The organism is Microcoleus sp. LEGE 07076 (assembly GCF_015207455.1).
GTDB lineage: Bacteria > Cyanobacteriota > Cyanobacteriia > Cyanobacteriales > Microcoleaceae > Microcoleus.
In genome coordinates, this window is record NZ_JADEWV010000023.1 from 30,017 (window position 1) to 48,322 (window position 18,306).

Genomic DNA, 18,306 nt, shown 5'->3' on the forward strand with positions numbered 1-18,306 from the left:
GCTAAAAAAAACAAGGAACAGATCGAGAATGGCACGCGCAAAATTTGAACGGAACAAACCCCACGTAAACATCGGCACGATCGGTCACGTTGACCACGGCAAAACAACCTTGACCGCCGCGATTACGATGACTCTATCTGCACTGGGTCAAGCAAAGGGGAAGAACTACGCCGACATCGACGCTGCACCCGAAGAAAAAGCACGGGGTATTACGATCAATACCGCTCACGTAGAATACGAAACCACAGAGCGTCACTACGCTCACGTTGATTGTCCCGGACACGCTGACTATGTGAAAAACATGATCACCGGTGCAGCTCAAATGGACGGCGGCATCCTCGTAGTTTCAGCAGCAGACGGCCCCATGCCTCAGACTCGCGAACACATCCTGCTAGCTAAGCAAGTTGGGGTTCCCAGCCTGGTTGTCTTCCTGAACAAGGAAGACATGGTGGATGACGCTGAACTGTTGGAATTGGTAGAACTGGAAGTTCGCGAACTATTGAGCTCTTACGATTTTGATGGTGATAATATCCCCATCGTGACTGGTTCGGGATTGAAAGCTCTCGAAGCGATGCTGGCTAATCCCAAGACAATCAAGGGCGAAAATGAGTGGGTTGACAAGATTTACAAGCTGATGGAAGAAGTCGATTCTTACATCCCTACTCCAGAACGCGAAATAGACAAGCCTTTCTTGATGGCAGTTGAAGACGTATTCTCGATTACAGGTCGGGGTACTGTGGCTACCGGCAGGATTGAGCGCGGGAAAGTCAAAGTCGGCGAAACAGTGGAAGTGATCGGTCTTAAGGACACTCGCAGCACTACGGTGACTGGTGTGGAAATGTTCACCAAGTCGTTGGATGAAGGTTTGGCCGGCGATAATGTGGGTCTACTTCTGCGGGGGATTTTGAAGGCTGATATTGAAAGAGGCATGGTAATTGCTAAGCCAAAATCTATCAGTCCTCACACTCAGTTTGAATCTGAAGTTTACATTCTGAAGAAGGAAGAAGGTGGTCGTCACACGCCCTTCTTCTCCGGCTACCGCCCTCAGTTCTACGTTCGTACAACTGATGTAACTGGCACGATCGCAGCGTTCACGGCTGATGACGGTGCAGAGGTTGAAATGGTGATGCCAGGTGACCGGATTAAAATGACTGTTGAGCTGATTCACCCGATCGCGATCGAACAAGGAATGCGCTTCGCCATCCGCGAAGGCGGCCGCACCGTCGGCGCTGGTGTTGTTTCCAAAATCCTCAAGTAGGACTACGCTAACAGCCTAATTAGCAGAAAAGCCGCCAAATGTAAATAGGCTTTTCTGCTATTTAGTGAGTAGTTAGTAGTTATTGGTTGGTAGTTATTGGTTGGTAGTTATTGGTTAGTAGTTAGTAGTTATTGATTAAATGTTCGATAACAAGTAACAAATAACAAGTAACAAATAACAAATAACAAATAACAAATAACAAATAACAAACAGAACCTAGAAAATTCAAGAAACCAAAATGGCAACAATTCAACAGCAAAAAATTCGCATTCGCCTCAAAGCTTTTGACAGACGCATTCTAGACGCATCATGCGAAAAGATTGTAGATACAGCAAATCGGACAGCCGCCACTGCGATCGGCCCGATTCCCCTACCGACAAAACGGCGGATTTATTGCTTGCTGCGATCGCCCCACGTTGACAAAGATTCTCGCGAACACTTTGAAACCCGCACGCACCGCCGCATCATCGACATTCATCAGCCTTCTGCTAAAACAATTGACGCTTTGATGAAACTGGATTTGCCAGCCGGCGTAGATATCGAAGTCAAGCTGTAGATTGACAGTTTCGGAAATAACAAAAGAAGGAACAATGGAAAAATACATTGTTCCTTTTTTTATCAAATGTACGGGTAGTCAGAAACCTGGTTTTTGCCATAATACTTGATAACAGCCGTAGAAATAGGAAAAAACCCGGTTTCTTTGGTGTGATGTATAGCCTTTCTCAGAAAGATGAGGTACGGTCGAGAATTGGTAATAGGTAATAGGTAATTAGTAAGAGACTGTTGGCGAATTCGCCCAGGGTGTTACCCCTCACCTCGCTTGAGGCTGTATTTCCGTTCACTATTGGTAGTTAAGAGCTATATGGTCAATTAGACATTTAGTCTAGAACCACTATTTTTAGGGGTAAGGGGTGAAGCCCTTTATTGATTCGCCAACAGTCTCTTAGTAATGCCCTATACCCACGATCCTCATGCCCCATTACCCATTACCCATTACCCATTACCCATTACCCTGTACCTCACCTAACTGAGAAAGGCTATATAATAGTAAATTACTAAAAAAGGAAGTTTAAATATGGAACTGAATCAGTATTTTGATTTCTTGGCACCGGACGATATTAGGATTAAAGGACATCGCATCGGGATTGAAACGGTGCTGTATGAGTATTTGTATCGGGAACGCACCCCTGAAGAAATTCAGCAACTTTATCCATCTCTAACTTTAGCAGAAGTTTACACGACTATTTTGTATTATTTACTAAACAAGGAATCAGTAAGTCAATATATACAAGATTGGTTGGAATGGTCGCATCAACAGCGAAAAATGCAAGCAGCAAATCCTCATCCCGCTGCGGAAAGATTGCGAAAATTGAAAGCTGAACGGGAAAAGCAAAATGCGATCCAGGGTGCTTGATGAATGGGGCTTAAATATTTTATGGATGAGAATGTTACGCCAATTTATGCCACACAGCTTCGCCGGAAACGCCCAGATTTAGTAGTTTGGGCAGTGGGCGATATTGGTACGCCTCCGAAAAGTACGCTCGATCCGGAGATTTTGATTTGGTGTGAGGATAACGGTTTTATTTTAGTGACGAACAACCGCAAGTCAATGCCCGTCCATCTGGCAGATAATATGGCTGAAGGCAGACATATTCCAGGGATTTTCCTTCTCAACTCAGATTTAAGTATTGGGCAAAATATTGAGGAATTAATTTTGATTGCTGATGGTTCATTCGATGATGAATACCAAGATCGGATCGTCCATCTTCCATTAACATAAACTGATACGCGGGTGACCAGAAACCGGGTTTTTACGAGAATATTTCGTTACAAATGTAGAAACTCAAAAAAACCCGGTTTCTTGGATTGTGATGCGCGGGTTTCTTTGGTTGTGATGCGTAATAATACGAAGACTACGGAGAGAGAAAAGGTATGACGCGAGAAGAAGCACTGCGGCGAATTGACATAGCGGCGGCGGAACAATTGACTCAACTGGATTTGGCAAGGTTGGGGTTGAAGGAATTGCCGCCGGAGATTGGCAAAATGTCGAATTTGAGACAGCTTAACCTCAGTTTCAATCAGATTACAGAAATTCCCGAACTGCTGGGAAAACTGTCGAATTTGACACAGCTTTACCTCTGGAACAATCAGATTACAGAAATTCCCGAAGTGCTGGGGAAACTGTCGAATTTGACAGAGCTTTACCTCACTAACAATCAGATTACAGAAATTCCCGAAGTGCTGGGCAAACTGTCGAATTTGACACAGCTTGACCTCAGTACCAATCAGATTACAGAAATTCCCGAAGTGCTGGGAAAACTGTCGAATTTGACACAGCTTTACCTCAGTAACAATCAGATTACAGAAATTCCCGAAGTGCTGGGGAAACTGTCGAATTTGACAGAGCTTTACCTCAGTACCAATCAGATTACAGAAATTCCCGAAGTGCTGGGAAAACTGTCGAATTTGACACAGCTTTACCTCAGTGCCAATCAGATTACAGAAATTCCCGAAGTGCTGGGAAAACTGTCGAATTTGACACAGATTCACCTCAGTGCCAATCAGATTACAGAAATTCCCGAAGTGCTGGGAAAACTGTCGAATTTGACACAGATTCACCTCTGGAACAATCAGATTACAGAAATTGCCGAAGTGCTGGGAAAACTGTCGAATTTGACACTGCTTGACCTCAGTGACAATCAGATTACAGAAATTCCCGAAGTGCTGGGCAAGCTGTCGAATTTGACAGAGCTTTACCTCAGTACCAATCAGATTACAGAAATTCCCGAAGTGCTGGGAAAACTGTCGAATTTGACAGAGCTTTACCTCACTAACAATCAGATTACAGAAATTCCCGAAGTGCTGGGAAAACTGTCGAATTTGACACAGATTCACCTCAGTTTCAATCAGATTACAGAAATTCCCGAAGTGCTGGGGAAAATGGAGCAACTGGAACAACTGGATTTGCGGGGCAATCCGATACCAATTCCGCCGGAAATCCTGGGCAGCAATCAATCATATCAACCGGGCGATTTGCTTACTATTCTTGATTTCTACTTCCAAACCCGCGACCCCGACGCTACCGAAGAACTCAACGAAGCCAAACTTTTGATTGTCGGCGAAGGCGAAGCGGGAAAAACCACCCTAGCCAACAAACTCCTCAACCCCAACTACGAACTCAAAGAACGAGAACCCACCACCGAAGGCATTGATGTCCTATCCTGGGAATTCCCACAACCCAATGGCAAACCTTTCCGCGTTCACGTCTGGGACTTTGGCGGACAGGAAATCTACCACGCCACCCACCAATTTTTCCTCACCGAACGTTCTCTGTATGTCCTCCTCGTCGATAACCGCCGCCAAAACCCCAACCTCTGCTACTGGCTGAGAATCATCGAACTCCTCAGCAACGGCAGTCCCGTCTTTCTCGTCCAAAACGAAAAAGAAGACATCCGCTGCGAAATCAACCTCTCCCAACAGCGGCGGGACTTTCCCAACCTAGAAAAAGATTTCGCTACCAATCTCGCCACCAATCGCGGACTGGAAGCCCTGCAACGCGCCTTACAAAACCGCATCGCCACCCTCGAACACATGAGTACGCCCATCCCGAAACGCTGGGCAAATGTCCGCCACGCTTTGGAAAACTATTCCCAACGCCAAACCCACATCGAAGTCGGTGAATTTTTCAACATCTGCGTTAGCCAAGGTTTCAAAAAGTCGGATAAACCCGCCATGTTGGGTCTCAGCAAATACCTCCACGACTTGGGTATTATCCTGCATTTCCAAAAAGATCCGATCCTCAAAAATGTAGTTATCCTGCGTCCCGAATTGGCAACTAAGGCTGTTTACAAAGTCGTAGGCAACCAAAAAATTACCGACAATGGAGAAGTCACGGACAACGCAGAAATCATCGACAATTACGGGTATTTCACCCAAGAAAACCTGAAGCAAATTTGGGGCGACACACAATACCGAGACTTGCACGATGAACTGCTACACTTAATGAAACACTTCAAATTGTGTTACGAAATCCCCTGCCAACAAGGACAATATATCGCCCCGCAACTTCTCCCCCTCGAAATTCCCAACTACGACTGGGACGACACCGATAACCTGATTTTGCGCTACGAATACGACTTCATGCCCAAAGGCATTATTACCCGCTTCATCGTAGAAATGCACTTGTTAATCTACCGCCCTCAATCCGATTTACCAAAGGGTAAAGGTGATATTGTCTGGCGCGATGGAGTCATCCTCGCCGACAATTACGCCAAAGCTGAAGTTATTGAGAATTACCACAAACGAGAAATCCGCATTCGAGTTTCCGGGAAGCGGAAAGAATCTCTTTTAGACCGTATCCGCCACGAACTCTGGAAAATCCATGTTACTTACGACGATCGCCTAAAATATAAAGAATTTATCCCATGCAACTGTTCTGAATGCAAAGGCAGCCAAGAACCTCACCTCTACGATTTTGAGGGGCTGCGCCGCCGTTTGGACAAGGGCCGCTACGAAGTCGAATGCGAAAAATCTTATCAAAAGGTCAATGTGCGCGGCTTGATGGCAGATTTCCCGGACAATTTGCAACAATGGGAAGAGAAAGAGCGACTTTCTGGAATCGATCGACCTGAATCTGGAGATAAGTCTAGTCTTCAAGTTAACATCAACTTCGACGGTAAAAAAATGACTGACACTTCTAAAACCAACATTTTCAACGGCCCGATATCTGGTGTTGCCGACAGCGACAACGAAGTTAAAAACAATAATTCACTCAAATCAATAACGCGGATACGGCAGAAATTCTGAAATTAATCGCATCTTTGCGTGACAAATGCGAGCAGTTTCCCGAAGTTGTCCGCGATGATCTAATTATTGATATCGAAGATGTGGAAGCGGAAATCCAGAAACCGAAAAACGAATGGGATAAACGCAGATTAAAGAAAAGTTTAACAGCTATTGTAGGGGCGGCGGTGGCGATCGGAGTTGGCATCGCAGGCGTAACGGAATTTGCGAATACGGCGATCGATGTCGGCAACAAACTGGGTATCGAAATCCAGCTACCGCCAGCCACTAAATGAGCGATCGAGACTGACGCATCAGCCCAAAGAAACCGGGTTTTAGGGAATTTATGGGCAACAAGCCAAGATTTTGGGCAAAAACCCGGTTTCTGACCCTACGCGATCGGTCTCAAGCCTCGATCGCCCTCCGCGCATTTTCCGGCGATCGCCCCTGTTCCCCACCCCGGAATTCCTCAAATCAGTTAAAGTAATAAAAATAATCCCAAGTACCGTCACCTTTGAGCGACAATGGCATCCTCATCCTCTGTAGCAGTTCGCGAACTCCCCCTATTTCCGTTGCCGGAAGTGGTTCTATTTCCCGGTAGACCCCTGCCGCTGCAAATTTTCGAGTTTCGCTATCGAATTATGATGAATACGATTCTGGAGGGCGATCGCCGTTTCGGTGTACTCATGTGGGACCCCAACCAAAACAAAGTCTCAGCCGTTGGCTGTTGCGCCGAAGTCATTCACTGTCAGCGACTCCCAGACGATCGCATGAAAATTATGACTCTCGGACAGCAGCGCTTCCGAGTCCTCGACGCAGTTCGGGAAAAACCCTATTTAGTCGGTCTGGTAGAATGGATCGAAGACGAACCGCCCCAAAAAGACCTCCGATCTTTGGGTCAAGATGTCGAACAACTGCTTCGCGATGTAGTTCGCCTCTCTAGCAAATTGATGGATCAGCCGATCGACCTACCAGAAGACATTCCCAGCTTACCCACAGAGTTGTCCTACTGGGTAGCCAGCTACCTTTACGGCGCAGCCACAGAACAGCAAATCCTTTTAGAATTGCAAGATACTGCTGCTAGATTGGAACGCGAAACCGAAATTTTAACTTCTACTCGCAATCACTTAGCAGCAAGGACTGTACTGAAAGATACGCTCAAGTAGCGCATTTTGGCAGGCAAAAAATACGCTCGGTTTTGCCTGCATAGAAGCTAAAACAACACAGAACTATTTAAGATTTTTATTTTTTGATTAAACGAAGAGGGAATGAACGATCGACTAAAAGTTGAGGTCGCGGGCTACCGAGTTCGATTCTTTTGAAAACAGATATCAGTTTAACCGACAACTTCAAACAAGTTCGGATAAGCTGTCGGACAAATAAACATTGTATGTTCAGGGCGGGCGGCAGCTTCCACCCCACTCATTCGGGGAATTGTTTTTTGACATATAATTTACAGGCCGCAACAGCTTAGGTTCTTTACAGAATTAAATGCTTGTGTTAGAAAATCTCGACCAACCGAAACCATACGATGCAGTTAGAGGCGGTCAACTGCCGCCTCCTGTCGGCGGTGTGGTGCTCGGCGGACTAGCAGGAGTCAAACACCGACTGTCTAGTTCTGTTAGCGAACAACATCGCATTAGCGCGCTGAAGGAAACCTTAAATTACGGAGATCCAGGCTTAAAAATAATCATCAAGATTTGTCAAACCGAAACAGGCCCGGTGCAGCGGGCGGCCTGCGAGTTGCTGCGACAACAGCTAAGTGCGATCGCGATCGAAAAATTACAAGCCTTTGTACCTGTAAGTTTAGACTCAAAAACAGACGCAGACAAAACTCAAAAAATATTAAATAACTCACCGACTGCAGTCTCAGAAAAAACTAGCGATCGGGAGTTGTCAGAAGCACAGTTAACATTTGAGACAATTATCCTGCAGATGCAACCAAACTTGTTGCTGTTAGAAGCATTAGTAGTATCTGTAGAACGAGAACAATTTACTCGAGAACTGATGAATCTTTGGGATTTGTTACTCTCAGAAATTCAAGAACCCCTCAAAGAACTGCGTCAGGCCGTTGGCAGCGCGATTTCCGCCCAACTGCGGATTCAGTGGCAGTACAATCAAGCTGAATCTCAAGCCAATCAGTGGCAACAGCGAGCTTTGATCGCACTTCAGAAAGGAGATGAAAACTTGGTTCGCCATGCCTGGGTTCGCAAGCAGATCGAGTTGGATAAGGTGGCAGAACTAAAAATTCACTTAGACGATCAAACTGTACGAGTAGAAACTCTCAACCGTAACTTGCTGGCCTTGGAAAGTAAGATTACTGAAGCTAATTCTAAAAAAGAGATTCTCAAGATGCAGCTTCATTTTGCTAAGGTACAGGAGCAAATTAACTCTACTTTCAGCCAAATGAATACTATATTTTTTAGTCCTTAGTTGTTGGATTCTGGGCGTCAATATTGCCAGACTTCAGGCTTGTCTGATGCAAAAATGAATCGCCCCGCTAAAAATTGTTGCATCATCAAACTTAGCACTTTCTATGTTAGCACCGCATAAAAAGGCACCGCTAAAATTAGCACCGCGCAAGTCAGCTTCTCTCAAATCCGCACCCTGAAGGTTACTTTCGCACAAAAATGCACCTCTCAGGTTGGCTTTTCTCAGACTCGCGCCCCGCAGTTTTACCTCGCTGAGATTCGTGTTTTCCAGGTTGGCTTCGTCCAAGCAAGCTTCGATCAAGTTAGCTTCCATCAGGTTTGCCTCAGATAAGTTTGCCCCAATCAATTTGACACCAATCATTTTGGTGTAGCCCAAGTTGGCATTTTTCAGGTTTGCGTCTATCAAATCTGCCCCTGTTAATTTGGCTTGACTGAGATTTGCTTTACTAAAATCTGCCCCATTTAGATTTGCCATTAGCAGACAAGCATTCTCAAGGTTGGCACCAATTAAGTTAGCCCAACTTAGGTCTGCCAAAGCTAAATTGATTTCTTTCAAATTGGCACAGGCTAGATTAATATGAATCAGGAAAGCTTCTCGCAAATCAGCTTCTTTCAGGTTGGTTTCATGAAAATCTCTTTCTCCGGCTGCATATCGCTTCAACAGTTCATCAGCATCCATCTCACTAGCCTCTTAAGTTGTACTTAAAATTATACTTCAAATTATACTACTGACAGTACAGTGTAGCTGCCGAAGATTTTTAAAGTTTCCGTGTGGTTTTTCAATTCTTCTAGTGCCGATCGCACTAATGTAGAACAAGCATCCGCTTCAACGTCCATAAAGAAAATGTATTCTCCGAGCGATCTTTTTGTCGGCCGAGATTCAATGCGACTTAAATTAATACCGCGACTGGCAAATACTTGCAAAGGCTTTACAAGCGATCCCGGCCTGTTGGCAGGTACGCTAAAAGCTAGTGAGGTGTGAGTGCAATTGGCAGGCGCTGCATCCGGAGCCGAGTTAGCCGCTGATTTGGTAGCGGATGTAATTGATGAATCGCCGGATTTGGCGACGTTTCCCAGTTTTCGGGCACTTTTGCTCAGCACCCAAAATCGAGTGTAATTGTCGGGATAATCATTAATCGGGCTCGCTAGCACGGGTAATTTGTAGAGTTCGGCAGCTCTTGGGGCAGAGATTGCCGCTATACTTCTATCTTCCAGGTACTGCAAGGCTTCGGTGGTTGAATTCGCCGGAATCAACTCAGCCCCAGGGATAAACTGGCTCAACCACAACTGACACTGAGCTAGCGCTTGCGGATGAGAGTAAACTTTTTGAATCTCGTTAAAACTTTGAGCATTTGACAGCAGCGCGTGGGAAATCGGCAAAACCAATGCGTGTTGAATGCCGAGCCCATCGAGTCGCCACAGCGTATCTAGGGTGACAGTCACGCTGCCTTCTATGGAATTTTCCACCGGCACAATTGACACATCAACCAGCCCAGAGGCAGATGCCTCTAGTGCCTGAGAAATAGTGGAATAAGGACACAGGGTGTATTCAAAGTTAGTTTCCAGACTCAAGCAATTGACATAAGCTAGAGCTGCTGTTTCTGCATTAGTACCTATAGGGCCCAGATGTGCGATCGTCTTCGAGGGCTTGGCTAACGAAATTTTCATAATTATCGGCAATTTTACGTGACAACTGTGTTGCTTTACTTCGATCGGGCAGCAGGTACGAGCGCAAAACTAGCCCGATCCCCGAAAGCTTCGATCCGTGATTTCTCGGATGACATTGGGGGATTACGCGAGTTAATGCGAGACTTATGTCACCTGAGAAAGGCTATAGTTTATTAAGATATACTTACGAATCCTATATATTGATATCTTCTCATGTATATTCGCTTTAATTCTTCGCAATCGGTTGAGATCGCCGTGCCAGATGAACGGGTTCCCATTCAACATTATCTGCGCCAGCCGAAGCGACTGGTGAACGCTTTAGTCGATCGCACTCGCACGCAGCAGTTAACCGAGGACTGTTTCCGCCTCAAAATGCGGCCGTTACAATTTATGATGCTGAGCATTCAACCCACAGTAGACATGAGGGTGTGGGCGCAGTCAGACGGCACAATCAATTTGGAGTCCGTCGCTTGCGAAATTCGGGGCGTGGGTTATATAAACGATCGCTTTGCTCTCAATCTTAAAGGACAGCTTGCAGCAGACCAAAGTGGCGGGATAACATACTTAAAGGGAAAAGCCGATTTGGAAGTGCAAGTAGAATTACCACCGCCGTTTTGGCTGACGCCCAAACCGATTTTAGAAGCAACGGGCAACGGCTTGCTCAAAAGCGTGCTGCAGAGCGTCAAACAGCGCTTGATGCACCAGTTGCTCTTAGATTACCGCCAGTGGGCAAGCAGCGAAATAGAGGTAATATCGAGCGATATCCCCCAAATCTTATCTTTAGAAGGGTGATTTTGTACTAGAGATGCTGGTGGATAGCGGTTTAATTGACATTTAACGATTTTGCCGACATTACCGACGCTCTCGTCGCGCACCAAAGCCTGCATCTTCAAAGACGGCAATTCACCCTCTTCCTAGGTATAAATCTCAAATTCACTGATACTTTTAGCCCTAATCTTTGCGCTCGTGTAGGCCATCAAACTAGAACTAAAACTCAATCTGCAAGAACGTTCATTGATGGCAAGATACTCAGGCTGCGATCGATCTTGCAGCACTCTCGCCCTGCTGCTTTAGGTAAGTGTCAAAAATGCCCTAGATGTGGGTATTTTCCACTTTGTGTCAATCTTATGTAACAGAAGCTGTTAATTAATTTAGCGGCATATTTGGACAAAAAGCAGCTTAATTGCCGAGATATTTAGTTTGACGATTAAATAGTGCACCCTCAGCTTTGTTTGATTTTGCCCGCTAGCAGGGCGACAGATCAGTCAAGATCGATATAAGTCTGGGCTCCCTCTTCATCGTCTTCAATGATTCCTACACCGAAAGGCCAAGCAGTCGATTTCTCTTTGGATTCGTCCTCTTGAGCGATATATTGGGGCTGTGGCGGCCTGCTAATTGTATCCGGTTTCAAAGTCGCGCCTACTCGAATCCGGATTTTGGGTCCGGAATTGCCCAAGCGAATCGTCATCCCGTCGGCGACTGACACCTGAGCGATCGGTCTATCATCTACATAAGTACCGTTAGCACCAAAATTAATAATTTCCCAGCCATTGGCGTGATTCCACAACTCTACGTGGTGGCGGGAAACCACAGCGCTGTAAATAATTACATCATTGTCGTTCGATCGACCGATCCGAACCACGGATGCGGATTCAAAACACCACCTCTGAACGGGGACTGACTGGATAGGATGTAGCAGAGTTAAGGTAATCACTGATGTTTTGACACTCCGCCGCCAGAAAGAAACGGGTATGCTTCAATATCGATTTTTTGGCATAAAACCGCAAAAAAATTGATTTTAAAGGGGGCGGTAAGTGGGTGGCGACTGATTCGCTCTACAGAAGTTAACCACTTATTTCTACCACAGTTTCTAGATAAAATAATAGTCGGTTGTATCTGAGATATTGCACCATTCTCAATTAGCCTTTTATGAACAGGCAAGATGCCTGTTCCACAAAAGATCAATTTTGTTGGGGAGCAGGCATCTTGACTCTTGCTGAGAATCGTGCAAGATGTCAGTTGTATCAAACGACATAAGTTTTTTCGAGTTGCTAACATTTTCCTGATTAATTCAATACCTATAGAATACAATGCTTTGAGCAGCACTGGAATTCCTGGCACCCAAAGCCTCAATCTCCTGCTGCGAAAATACCGATCGGCCGGTGCGGGGGCGGGCCGCCCTAAAAATGCGACCCGTAATTAGTCGGGCCCGGCGATCGGGAAACCCGCACTTCAGAGCAAATCCGACTCTGGCGGATCGGGGGTTGGCGGGGGCGATGCAGATTCTTGCCTTTGTCGCTTCAACTCTGCTACTTTTTCTTGAGCGACATCCCTGACTTCTAGAGCTTTATCTTGGAGTTTGTCCGCCAGATTTTGAGCGCCCCGCTTCACATCTGCCACATTTTGGAGAGTTTTGTCGAAATCTTCGTGTAAAAACTCTGCTACCAGACCCACTTTTTTGTGTAGTCCCTCCGCGTACTGCACTGGCTCTGATACAGCAGCCTCTGAGACGATCGCCCGTTTGCTGCCCATCGTCGAAATCGCCCCCACCGGCAACAAATAAATCCCGTCTAAAACGCCGCGCCAGCCGCTCGATTTAAACAGGTAATTGGTAACAGAACCAGTCTGGACATCAAATAGGTAGTCAACCACCGTACCTGCTTTATTTCCCGAGTCGGTGAGTACCTCAAGCCCGATCGGGCAAACAGCTTGTTCCGGCTGGTGCAATGGGGGCAGTTCCGGGTTAATGGTGACAAAAACATTTTCGCCCACAGTATCAACTTGCGCCCAAGCGAACCAAGTTTTTTTGGTGCCCAAAAGTCCCGACTTGCAAGTAAAGCCGATCGCCCGCCCGGAGTCAGCATCAAGCCAAAGCCGATCTACCCTGCCAACCTCTTCGGCTGTTCTGCGGTCGATCGTCCGGCGGTTTAGCAGTTCGCTGCGCCTTACAATCTGTTGCGATCTAGTCATAAATAAACTCCTGAGTGCCTATAGCGCCGAGAAAAATGTCGGTCGAAGCGTCTATTTTTGATTTTTGATTTTCACCCACCAGACAGACGAATCTGGGAGCAATAACCGCCGTCTCAAATTTGGCGATCGACCCTAAGCAGTATCGGGGTTTGTACTGATTTTTCCGCCGAGTCCAAAGATGCCGATTTAATATTCTTCCGAATATTGTGGAGTATTTTCTGCCTCCGTCAACTCTTCCTCTTCCCTGGAAGTGCCAACTTCTTTTTGTTCGGCAACAGGAAGCGTGCTCAGGGGAGCCCCTCGCGAGGAAGCGTGAATTGCCTTAGCATCCCTTGGCTTGACGCTGGTTTGTCCTAAGTGGACTGAGGACTGATTTGGGCCAACATTGATTTGAATTTTCGGGCCCGATCGAGCCAAGTGAACGATCAGACCGTCCACAATGGGAACCTTAGCGATCGGCTTACCATCGAGGTAAGTGCCGTTGGTACCTAAATTGATCAGTTCCCAAGTTATGCCGCTGCGCCGCAATTCGATGTGGCGACGAGAAACCACAGCGCTAAAAAGAACGACGTGGTTTTCAGTCGATCGCCCGATCCGGACGACCTGCTCGTCTTCAAAGATCCAACTGCGGACGGGTATAGACTGGAGTGGATGTAGCAAGGTCAGCTTAATCACATTGGCAGCATTGAGTTTTGGTAGAGCGCCTCAAGATGCGATTTTAGATTTTAGACTTTCGATCGCCCAATCCAAACTCGATCTAAGAGATTTGAAATAGAAACGTAACCAGATCTCCTTTCCCCAGAGAGATGCGGTCTCCCGGTCGCAACCGGTGTCGGTTTCCCTTAGGCAGAGGAGTATTGTTGACGTAAGTGCCGTTAGAACTGCCTACATCTTCTAGGTAGCAAGCATCTCCCTCCACCCGGAGATTTGCGTGTACCCGAGAAACTATCTCAGAATTAGCAAATCCCGAAACATCAATATCCGGCGGCACTAAATCATTAGGCTTGCCTATGTGAACCACAGACAGACTGTGAGGCAATTCCATCGGCGTATTTGTCTGAACGTGTATCAGACGCGCCGATTGCTGTTGCAGTTGAGTTTTAGCCACACCCGCCGGCTGTGGGGTGACAATCGGGGGAGAAGTATTTACTGCTGTTGCCACCGATTCAGTTGTAACAGGAACCGAGAGCGAAGGCCCAGGTTCTGGAATTTCCGGAATGCTGGCAGGAGTTTTTTCCAAGTTCGGCCCCAGATTTGGGTTAACAAGAGGTGCCTTTGCCGTCAGGGGTTCGGTGTTCGGCTCCTTGTTTGCCGTAACTAAAGGTTCCCTTGCTATCAGGGGTGCAGTGGGCGCTAAATCCGGTACCGGTGGCGATACCACTGTCGGCTCCACCGTCGAGGCCGACGGTAATGTCATCTCAACTTCTGGAACTGTGGAACCCGGACTCAAGTTAAAGCCACACTGACCGCAAAATGCTGCATCTGTCTGAACCGCTGCACCGCAGTTCGAGCAACTTGCGGTAACGGGTAAAGGCGTGTAACAAGCCTCGCACTGGCTGGCCCCGTCGGGGTTCTGGTGATTGCAATTGGGACAGACAATCATCGATTTCTCCTTGCTATCGGCCAGATTTTCAAATCAGCCTCATAAAACTACTGGGTATATGGTCAAATTTTAACTTTAACCGCCACAATTCTTATCAAAAAATTAGGTTTAAAACCCCGTCCTTTGAGAACGGCTTTAATTGTAAAGCTTTGTTACCGATATCCACAATATTGTGCTAAATAGTATAGCATAACGTCGGCAGGTCGAGCCATGCTAGTTTTTAAATTCAAAGGTTACGGAAATAAGAGTCAATTTGCAGAAGTAAATGAAGCAATTCCTACACGCTCCGCTTCGCTTCGCCCAAGTTGTCAGAAATAGCTGTTTGCGCTATTGGATGGACAACCCAAAAGTCAACAAGTACGACTTAAACAAATACTGCGCTGTACTGGCTCGCGCATTCCCGTTTGCTGACGAACTCAATTCAATGACCAGACAAGCTAGTGCAGAACGAGCATGGTCTGCTATATCCAGATTTTACGAAAACTGCAAAAAGAAAGTTGTCGGCAAAAAAAGGATATCCACAGTTCCAGAAAAATTGTGGCTCTGTTGAGTATAAATCAACTGGGTGGAAGCTTGCAGAAAACCGTAAAACCATAAACTTTACCGACAAAAAGGGGATTGGCAAGCTCAAGTTAAAGGGAACGCGCGATTTACATTTTTATCAAATCAGTCAAATTAAACGAGTCAGATTGGTAAAGCGTGCGGATGGGATTTACGATTTACGTCCAATTCTGTATTGATGTTAACCGTAAAGAGAATGTAGAACCATCAGGAAGCACGGTTGGATTAGATGTAGGATTGAAAGAATGCTACACCGACTCTCAGGGAGTAAGCGCTGAGAATCCCAGATTTACCGCTCAAGGAGAGAAGGTTATCAAGCGCTCGCAGCGCCGCGTTTCTAGAAAGGTAAAAAAGTCAAAAAACAGAGGCAAAGCTAGGCAGATTCTAGGTAAAATTCATCTCAAAATAAGTAGGCAGCGTAAAGACCCTGCTGTAAAATTGGCACGATGCGTAGTTCAGTCTAACGACTTGATAGCTGTGCGTTGATTTGAGAATTAAAAACCTGGCAAAGAATCACTGCGAAAGCTAAGTCGATTAACGACGCATCTTGGTATCATTTCCGAATTTGGCTCGAATACTTTGGCCAGGTGTTTGAGAGAGTAACGGTTGCGGTTAACGCGCAATATACCAGCCAAGAAGGCTCGCTTCTGCGGTGCAATTGTTAAGAAAACGCTATCAACTAGAACTCATGCTTGCAAGTGCGGGTGTTTGATGGATAGAGATTTCAACGCAGCTAGAAATATCCTCAGTCGGGGATTGGGTACGGAGCGGGCATACGGGAACCTTTGCGATCGAGTCAAGCAACACTTTAAGAGAATTGACCTCTACTTTTGCTGGAGAAATCCTGTCGCAAGCAAGCGAGTTCGTAGAACAAAGAATCCCTGGGCGATCGCGCCTGGGAGTGTCAAATTGCTTAGCTAATACTAACAACTGAGCTCGTGCTGCGACGTTGGCGGTGACGGGCAAAATAAAGTTAGTGATACTGATGGCTTTGTTGGCACGGGCTATTTTACGGCTTCGCCAGCGGCGGCATCGAGCAGCCACCAAAGTTCGCCTTCTGGTTGAACGAGTCTGGCTGGATAGGTCATGGGGTCGGCGGCGGGGGCAAAAATTTGAGCTAGGGCGGGTTGTTTGCTGGCTCCTGCGACTATGAAGATGACGCACCGGGCGCGGTTGATTAAGGGGACTGTAAAGGTGATGCGGGGTTGACCGTCTTTGTTGCCGACAGTTACTAGGGCGTCGCGGACTTGCAAGGCTGGTGTACCGGGAAATAGAGAGGCTGTGTGGGCGTCGTCTCCTATGCCCAACAGGATGATGTCGAAAGCAGGAAACTCGCCGTCGGATACTTTGAAGAATTGCTGCAATTCGGTTTGGTGCGCGATCGCGTCGGCTGCGGGGTCTCCGGTGCCGGTGGGCATGGGGTGGATGTTGCTGGCGGGGGTGTTTACTCGATCGAGCCATGCTAGGCGCGCCATTTTTTGATTGCTATCCTGGTGTTCTGGGGGAACGTAGCGTTCGTCGCCCCAGAAAACGTGAATTTTGTCCCAAGGCAGGTCTTGGCTGGCGATCGATCTGTAGAGCGGTTCTGGTGTGCTTCCGCCCGCCAAGGCGATCGTACAAATTCCGCGTTCTGCTATGGCTGCTGCAATTTGCCGCAGGACAATCGCGAGCGAGCGCTCTATGAGTTGTTCCCGATTTGCTAATACTTCTACTACTTTTTTCATCAATTTCGTTTTTATTTTCCTGTTCGTATTGCTCCCTGGGAAATGTCAATTTTGTTTTGACATTTTGCTTCTGGGTCGATCGGCTAACGCGCCTGAACAGCTTACACTGCGTCAAGTCGGATTTTATCATTCTTAGCCCGCTTTATTTTAGGAAAGCCAGACATATTTCTACGAGTGCTAGATATAGGTTTACATCTTCTTGTGGCAGATATGTCTGTAGGAACTTTCGATCGCGAGTTTGATCGCACTTGCGCCGGGAGAGCCAAAATCATCAACATTCATGTGGTATACTAGTAAAAATAGTTTTAAGTCCGCACGATCGGATGCAAGGAAAACTATGTCAAGTTTTAAGCGATTGCCTACATCTGTCCGCTATCTGATAGCGCGGTTGCGCCACTGGACGCAACCAGCGGTTTGGGCTCCACTAGCCGTACTCTGTGCGGGGGGGTTATTTATCTGGGAGGTCTCCGTACATCCAGAAAGGTTGAGTATAGATGGCGAAGAATTAGCAGCCTCAAACAATCCAGGTTCGCTACCGGGGCTGTCTGCTGAAGAGAGCGCCAATGCTGCTGAAATCGACAGCTTACCGGTGCTGATCAATCAGTTCAATCAGTCTAATTCTGACTTGAATTTGCTAAATTCACCAGTGGTCAACGGCCAAGGTTTATTCAACGAAATTAGCGCTCGCGGCTTACAAAATCCGCAGCCATCTTCAGCCCCAAAGCAGCGGGCCAACAACAGAATTTTGACCTTGCAAAATTTAGCAAATCCTGCTTCGGGAGTGCTAAAAAATAACCCGCAAGATTCGAGTTTGCAAAGTTCAAACTCCACATCAGCTTTGAGTTTATCTGGCACTGGGACGCTGATTTCGGGGATAAAAACGATCGGCTCTCCTGAGTCGGCGGATACAGCGACAGGCAGTTTATCGCAGCCGTCGAGCGGTGCTAGTTCAGACCAACAAAACGACAATCCTCTGCCTTTGAGTCCGTTGCAAGCAGCTATGAAAAAATACGTCGCCACTAACACTTCGGGGGCGACTTCAACGGAGAAAACTGCCAACTCGGCTCAATTGCTCGATCGACCGACTTCGGGCGAGCTTCCGGCAAATCCGGCAAATTTGCTCCCAGCAGCCGCCACAGCTTCACAGAGAGTAAATCCCGTCAATGTTCCGGCAGCACTTCCCTCTCTTCGGACTCAAACAAATACAATTATCGGGGAATCTCAACAATTATTAAATCCATCAGCTACAGCCTCTGAATCATTTGCCGGGTTAAATTCCAGAGTACCGAACCTCGGGGAAATTAATCC

Annotated in this window: 18 protein-coding genes and 1 pseudogene; 11 read left to right on the forward strand and 8 right to left on the reverse strand. The window is 46.7% G+C overall.

All coding sequences use genetic code 11. The annotated features are described in order from the left end of the window. Positions 1 to 28: 28 nt before the first annotated feature. The 8 genes from tuf (at position 29) to IQ270_RS06105 (ending at position 8,473) form a co-directional block, all read left to right on the forward strand. Positions 29 to 1,258, forward strand: a complete 1,230-nt coding sequence (tuf, locus tag IQ270_RS06070; protein ID WP_193972347.1) for an elongation factor Tu — start codon at positions 29 to 31, stop codon at positions 1,256 to 1,258. 247 nt (positions 1,259 to 1,505) lie between these two features. Next, positions 1,506 to 1,814, forward strand: a complete 309-nt coding sequence (gene rpsJ, locus IQ270_RS06075; RefSeq protein WP_202798556.1) for a 30S ribosomal protein S10 — start codon at positions 1,506 to 1,508, stop codon at positions 1,812 to 1,814. 519 nt (positions 1,815 to 2,333) lie between these two features. Next, on the forward strand, positions 2,334 to 2,672 hold the full coding sequence (locus IQ270_RS06080) for a DUF433 domain-containing protein (RefSeq protein WP_193972348.1): 339 nt from the start codon (positions 2,334 to 2,336) through the stop codon (positions 2,670 to 2,672). A 3-nt stretch (positions 2,673 to 2,675) separates the two neighbouring features. Further along, positions 2,676 to 3,038: a DUF5615 family PIN-like protein gene (locus IQ270_RS06085; protein ID WP_193972349.1), complete on the forward strand. Its 363-nt coding sequence runs from the start codon at positions 2,676 to 2,678 to the stop codon at positions 3,036 to 3,038. 152 nt (positions 3,039 to 3,190) lie between these two features. Beyond that, entirely contained in the window at positions 3,191 to 6,064 is a 2,874-nt protein-coding gene (locus tag IQ270_RS06090) for a leucine-rich repeat domain-containing protein (protein ID WP_193972350.1), read from the forward strand. A 14-nt stretch (positions 6,065 to 6,078) separates the two neighbouring features. After that, a complete protein-coding gene (locus tag IQ270_RS06095; RefSeq protein ID WP_193972351.1) occupies positions 6,079 to 6,336 on the forward strand; it encodes a hypothetical protein in 258 nt (85 codons plus the stop codon). Between the two features lie 228 nt (positions 6,337 to 6,564). Then, positions 6,565 to 7,206, forward strand: a complete 642-nt coding sequence (locus IQ270_RS06100) for an LON peptidase substrate-binding domain-containing protein (RefSeq protein ID WP_193972352.1) — start codon at positions 6,565 to 6,567, stop codon at positions 7,204 to 7,206. Between the two features lie 325 nt (positions 7,207 to 7,531). After that, complete coding sequence (locus tag IQ270_RS06105; protein WP_193972353.1) at positions 7,532 to 8,473, forward strand: PspA/IM30 family protein; 942 nt, start codon at positions 7,532 to 7,534, stop codon at positions 8,471 to 8,473. A gap of 33 nt (positions 8,474 to 8,506) precedes the next feature. Here IQ270_RS06105 and IQ270_RS06110 read toward each other — a convergent pair whose 3' ends face one another. After that, on the reverse strand, positions 8,507 to 9,151 hold the full coding sequence (locus IQ270_RS06110) for a pentapeptide repeat-containing protein (protein ID WP_193972354.1): 645 nt from the start codon (positions 9,149 to 9,151) through the stop codon (positions 8,507 to 8,509). Between the two features lie 41 nt (positions 9,152 to 9,192). After that, complete coding sequence (pheA, locus tag IQ270_RS06115; protein WP_193972355.1) at positions 9,193 to 10,140, reverse strand: prephenate dehydratase; 948 nt, start codon at positions 10,138 to 10,140, stop codon at positions 9,193 to 9,195. A 213-nt stretch (positions 10,141 to 10,353) separates the two neighbouring features. Here pheA and IQ270_RS06120 point away from each other — a divergent pair, with 213 nt between their 5' ends. Further along, positions 10,354 to 10,932, forward strand: coding sequence for a DUF1997 domain-containing protein (locus tag IQ270_RS06120; RefSeq protein ID WP_193972356.1), 579 nt, complete (start codon positions 10,354 to 10,356; stop codon positions 10,930 to 10,932). A gap of 469 nt (positions 10,933 to 11,401) precedes the next feature. Here the strand turns inward: IQ270_RS06120 and IQ270_RS06125 are convergent, their stop codons facing one another. The 5 genes from IQ270_RS06125 to IQ270_RS06145 all read right to left on the reverse strand — a co-directional run bounded on the left by IQ270_RS06125 (position 11,402) and on the right by IQ270_RS06145 (position 14,713). After that, positions 11,402 to 11,854: an FHA domain-containing protein gene (locus IQ270_RS06125; protein ID WP_193972357.1), complete on the reverse strand. Its 453-nt coding sequence runs from the start codon at positions 11,852 to 11,854 to the stop codon at positions 11,402 to 11,404. Then, complete coding sequence (locus IQ270_RS06130; protein ID WP_193972358.1) at positions 11,851 to 12,246, reverse strand: hypothetical protein; 396 nt, start codon at positions 12,244 to 12,246, stop codon at positions 11,851 to 11,853. Before IQ270_RS06130 ends, IQ270_RS06125 begins: the two co-directional genes overlap by 4 nt. 126 nt (positions 12,247 to 12,372) lie before the next feature. Continuing rightward, positions 12,373 to 13,110: a PRC-barrel domain-containing protein gene (locus tag IQ270_RS06135; RefSeq protein ID WP_193972359.1), complete on the reverse strand. Its 738-nt coding sequence runs from the start codon at positions 13,108 to 13,110 to the stop codon at positions 12,373 to 12,375. Positions 13,111 to 13,296: 186 nt separating this feature from the next. Then, positions 13,297 to 13,785: an FHA domain-containing protein gene (locus IQ270_RS06140; protein WP_193972360.1), complete on the reverse strand. Its 489-nt coding sequence runs from the start codon at positions 13,783 to 13,785 to the stop codon at positions 13,297 to 13,299. Between the two features lie 82 nt (positions 13,786 to 13,867). Beyond that, entirely contained in the window at positions 13,868 to 14,713 is an 846-nt protein-coding gene (locus tag IQ270_RS06145; RefSeq protein WP_193972361.1) for an FHA domain-containing protein, read from the reverse strand. 210 nt (positions 14,714 to 14,923) lie between these two features. Between IQ270_RS06145 and IQ270_RS06150 the strand changes: the two are divergent. Further along, positions 14,924 to 16,208, forward strand: a pseudogene (locus IQ270_RS06150) (RNA-guided endonuclease InsQ/TnpB family protein). Positions 16,209 to 16,278: 70 nt separating this feature from the next. On the opposite strand, the gene pgl reads toward IQ270_RS06150, so the two are convergent. Beyond that, on the reverse strand, positions 16,279 to 16,998 hold the full coding sequence (gene pgl, locus IQ270_RS06155) for a 6-phosphogluconolactonase (RefSeq protein ID WP_193972362.1): 720 nt from the start codon (positions 16,996 to 16,998) through the stop codon (positions 16,279 to 16,281). Between the two features lie 337 nt (positions 16,999 to 17,335). Between pgl and IQ270_RS06160 the strand changes: the two genes are divergently transcribed. Then, positions 17,336 to 18,306, forward strand: a 971-nt coding sequence (locus tag IQ270_RS06160) for a hypothetical protein (RefSeq protein WP_193972363.1), incomplete at its 3' end; no start/stop codon positions are given.

Excerpts from the sequence above, each read along its gene's own strand:
- IQ270_RS06120 (WP_193972356.1), top strand. The coding sequence starts at position 10,354 with ATGTATATTCGCTTTAATTCTTCGCAATCGGTTGAGATCGCCGTGCCA.
- IQ270_RS06105 (WP_193972353.1), top strand. The coding sequence starts at position 7,532 with ATGCTTGTGTTAGAAAATCTCGACCAACCGAAACCATACGATGCAGTT.
- pgl (WP_193972362.1), bottom strand. The coding sequence starts at position 16,998 with ATGAAAAAAGTAGTAGAAGTATTAGCAAATCGGGAACAACTCATAGAG.
- IQ270_RS06080 (WP_193972348.1), top strand. The coding sequence starts at position 2,334 with ATGGAACTGAATCAGTATTTTGATTTCTTGGCACCGGACGATATTAGG.
- IQ270_RS06110 (WP_193972354.1), bottom strand. The coding sequence starts at position 9,151 with ATGGATGCTGATGAACTGTTGAAGCGATATGCAGCCGGAGAAAGAGAT.
- IQ270_RS06135 (WP_193972359.1), bottom strand. The coding sequence starts at position 13,110 with ATGACTAGATCGCAACAGATTGTAAGGCGCAGCGAACTGCTAAACCGC.
- tuf (WP_193972347.1), top strand. The coding sequence starts at position 29 with ATGGCACGCGCAAAATTTGAACGGAACAAACCCCACGTAAACATCGGC.
- pheA (WP_193972355.1), bottom strand. The coding sequence starts at position 10,140 with ATGAAAATTTCGTTAGCCAAGCCCTCGAAGACGATCGCACATCTGGGC.
- IQ270_RS06090 (WP_193972350.1), top strand. The coding sequence starts at position 3,191 with ATGACGCGAGAAGAAGCACTGCGGCGAATTGACATAGCGGCGGCGGAA.
- IQ270_RS06085 (WP_193972349.1), top strand. The coding sequence starts at position 2,676 with ATGGGGCTTAAATATTTTATGGATGAGAATGTTACGCCAATTTATGCC.
- IQ270_RS06145 (WP_193972361.1), bottom strand. The coding sequence starts at position 14,713 with ATGATTGTCTGTCCCAATTGCAATCACCAGAACCCCGACGGGGCCAGC.
- IQ270_RS06100 (WP_193972352.1), top strand. The coding sequence starts at position 6,565 with ATGGCATCCTCATCCTCTGTAGCAGTTCGCGAACTCCCCCTATTTCCG.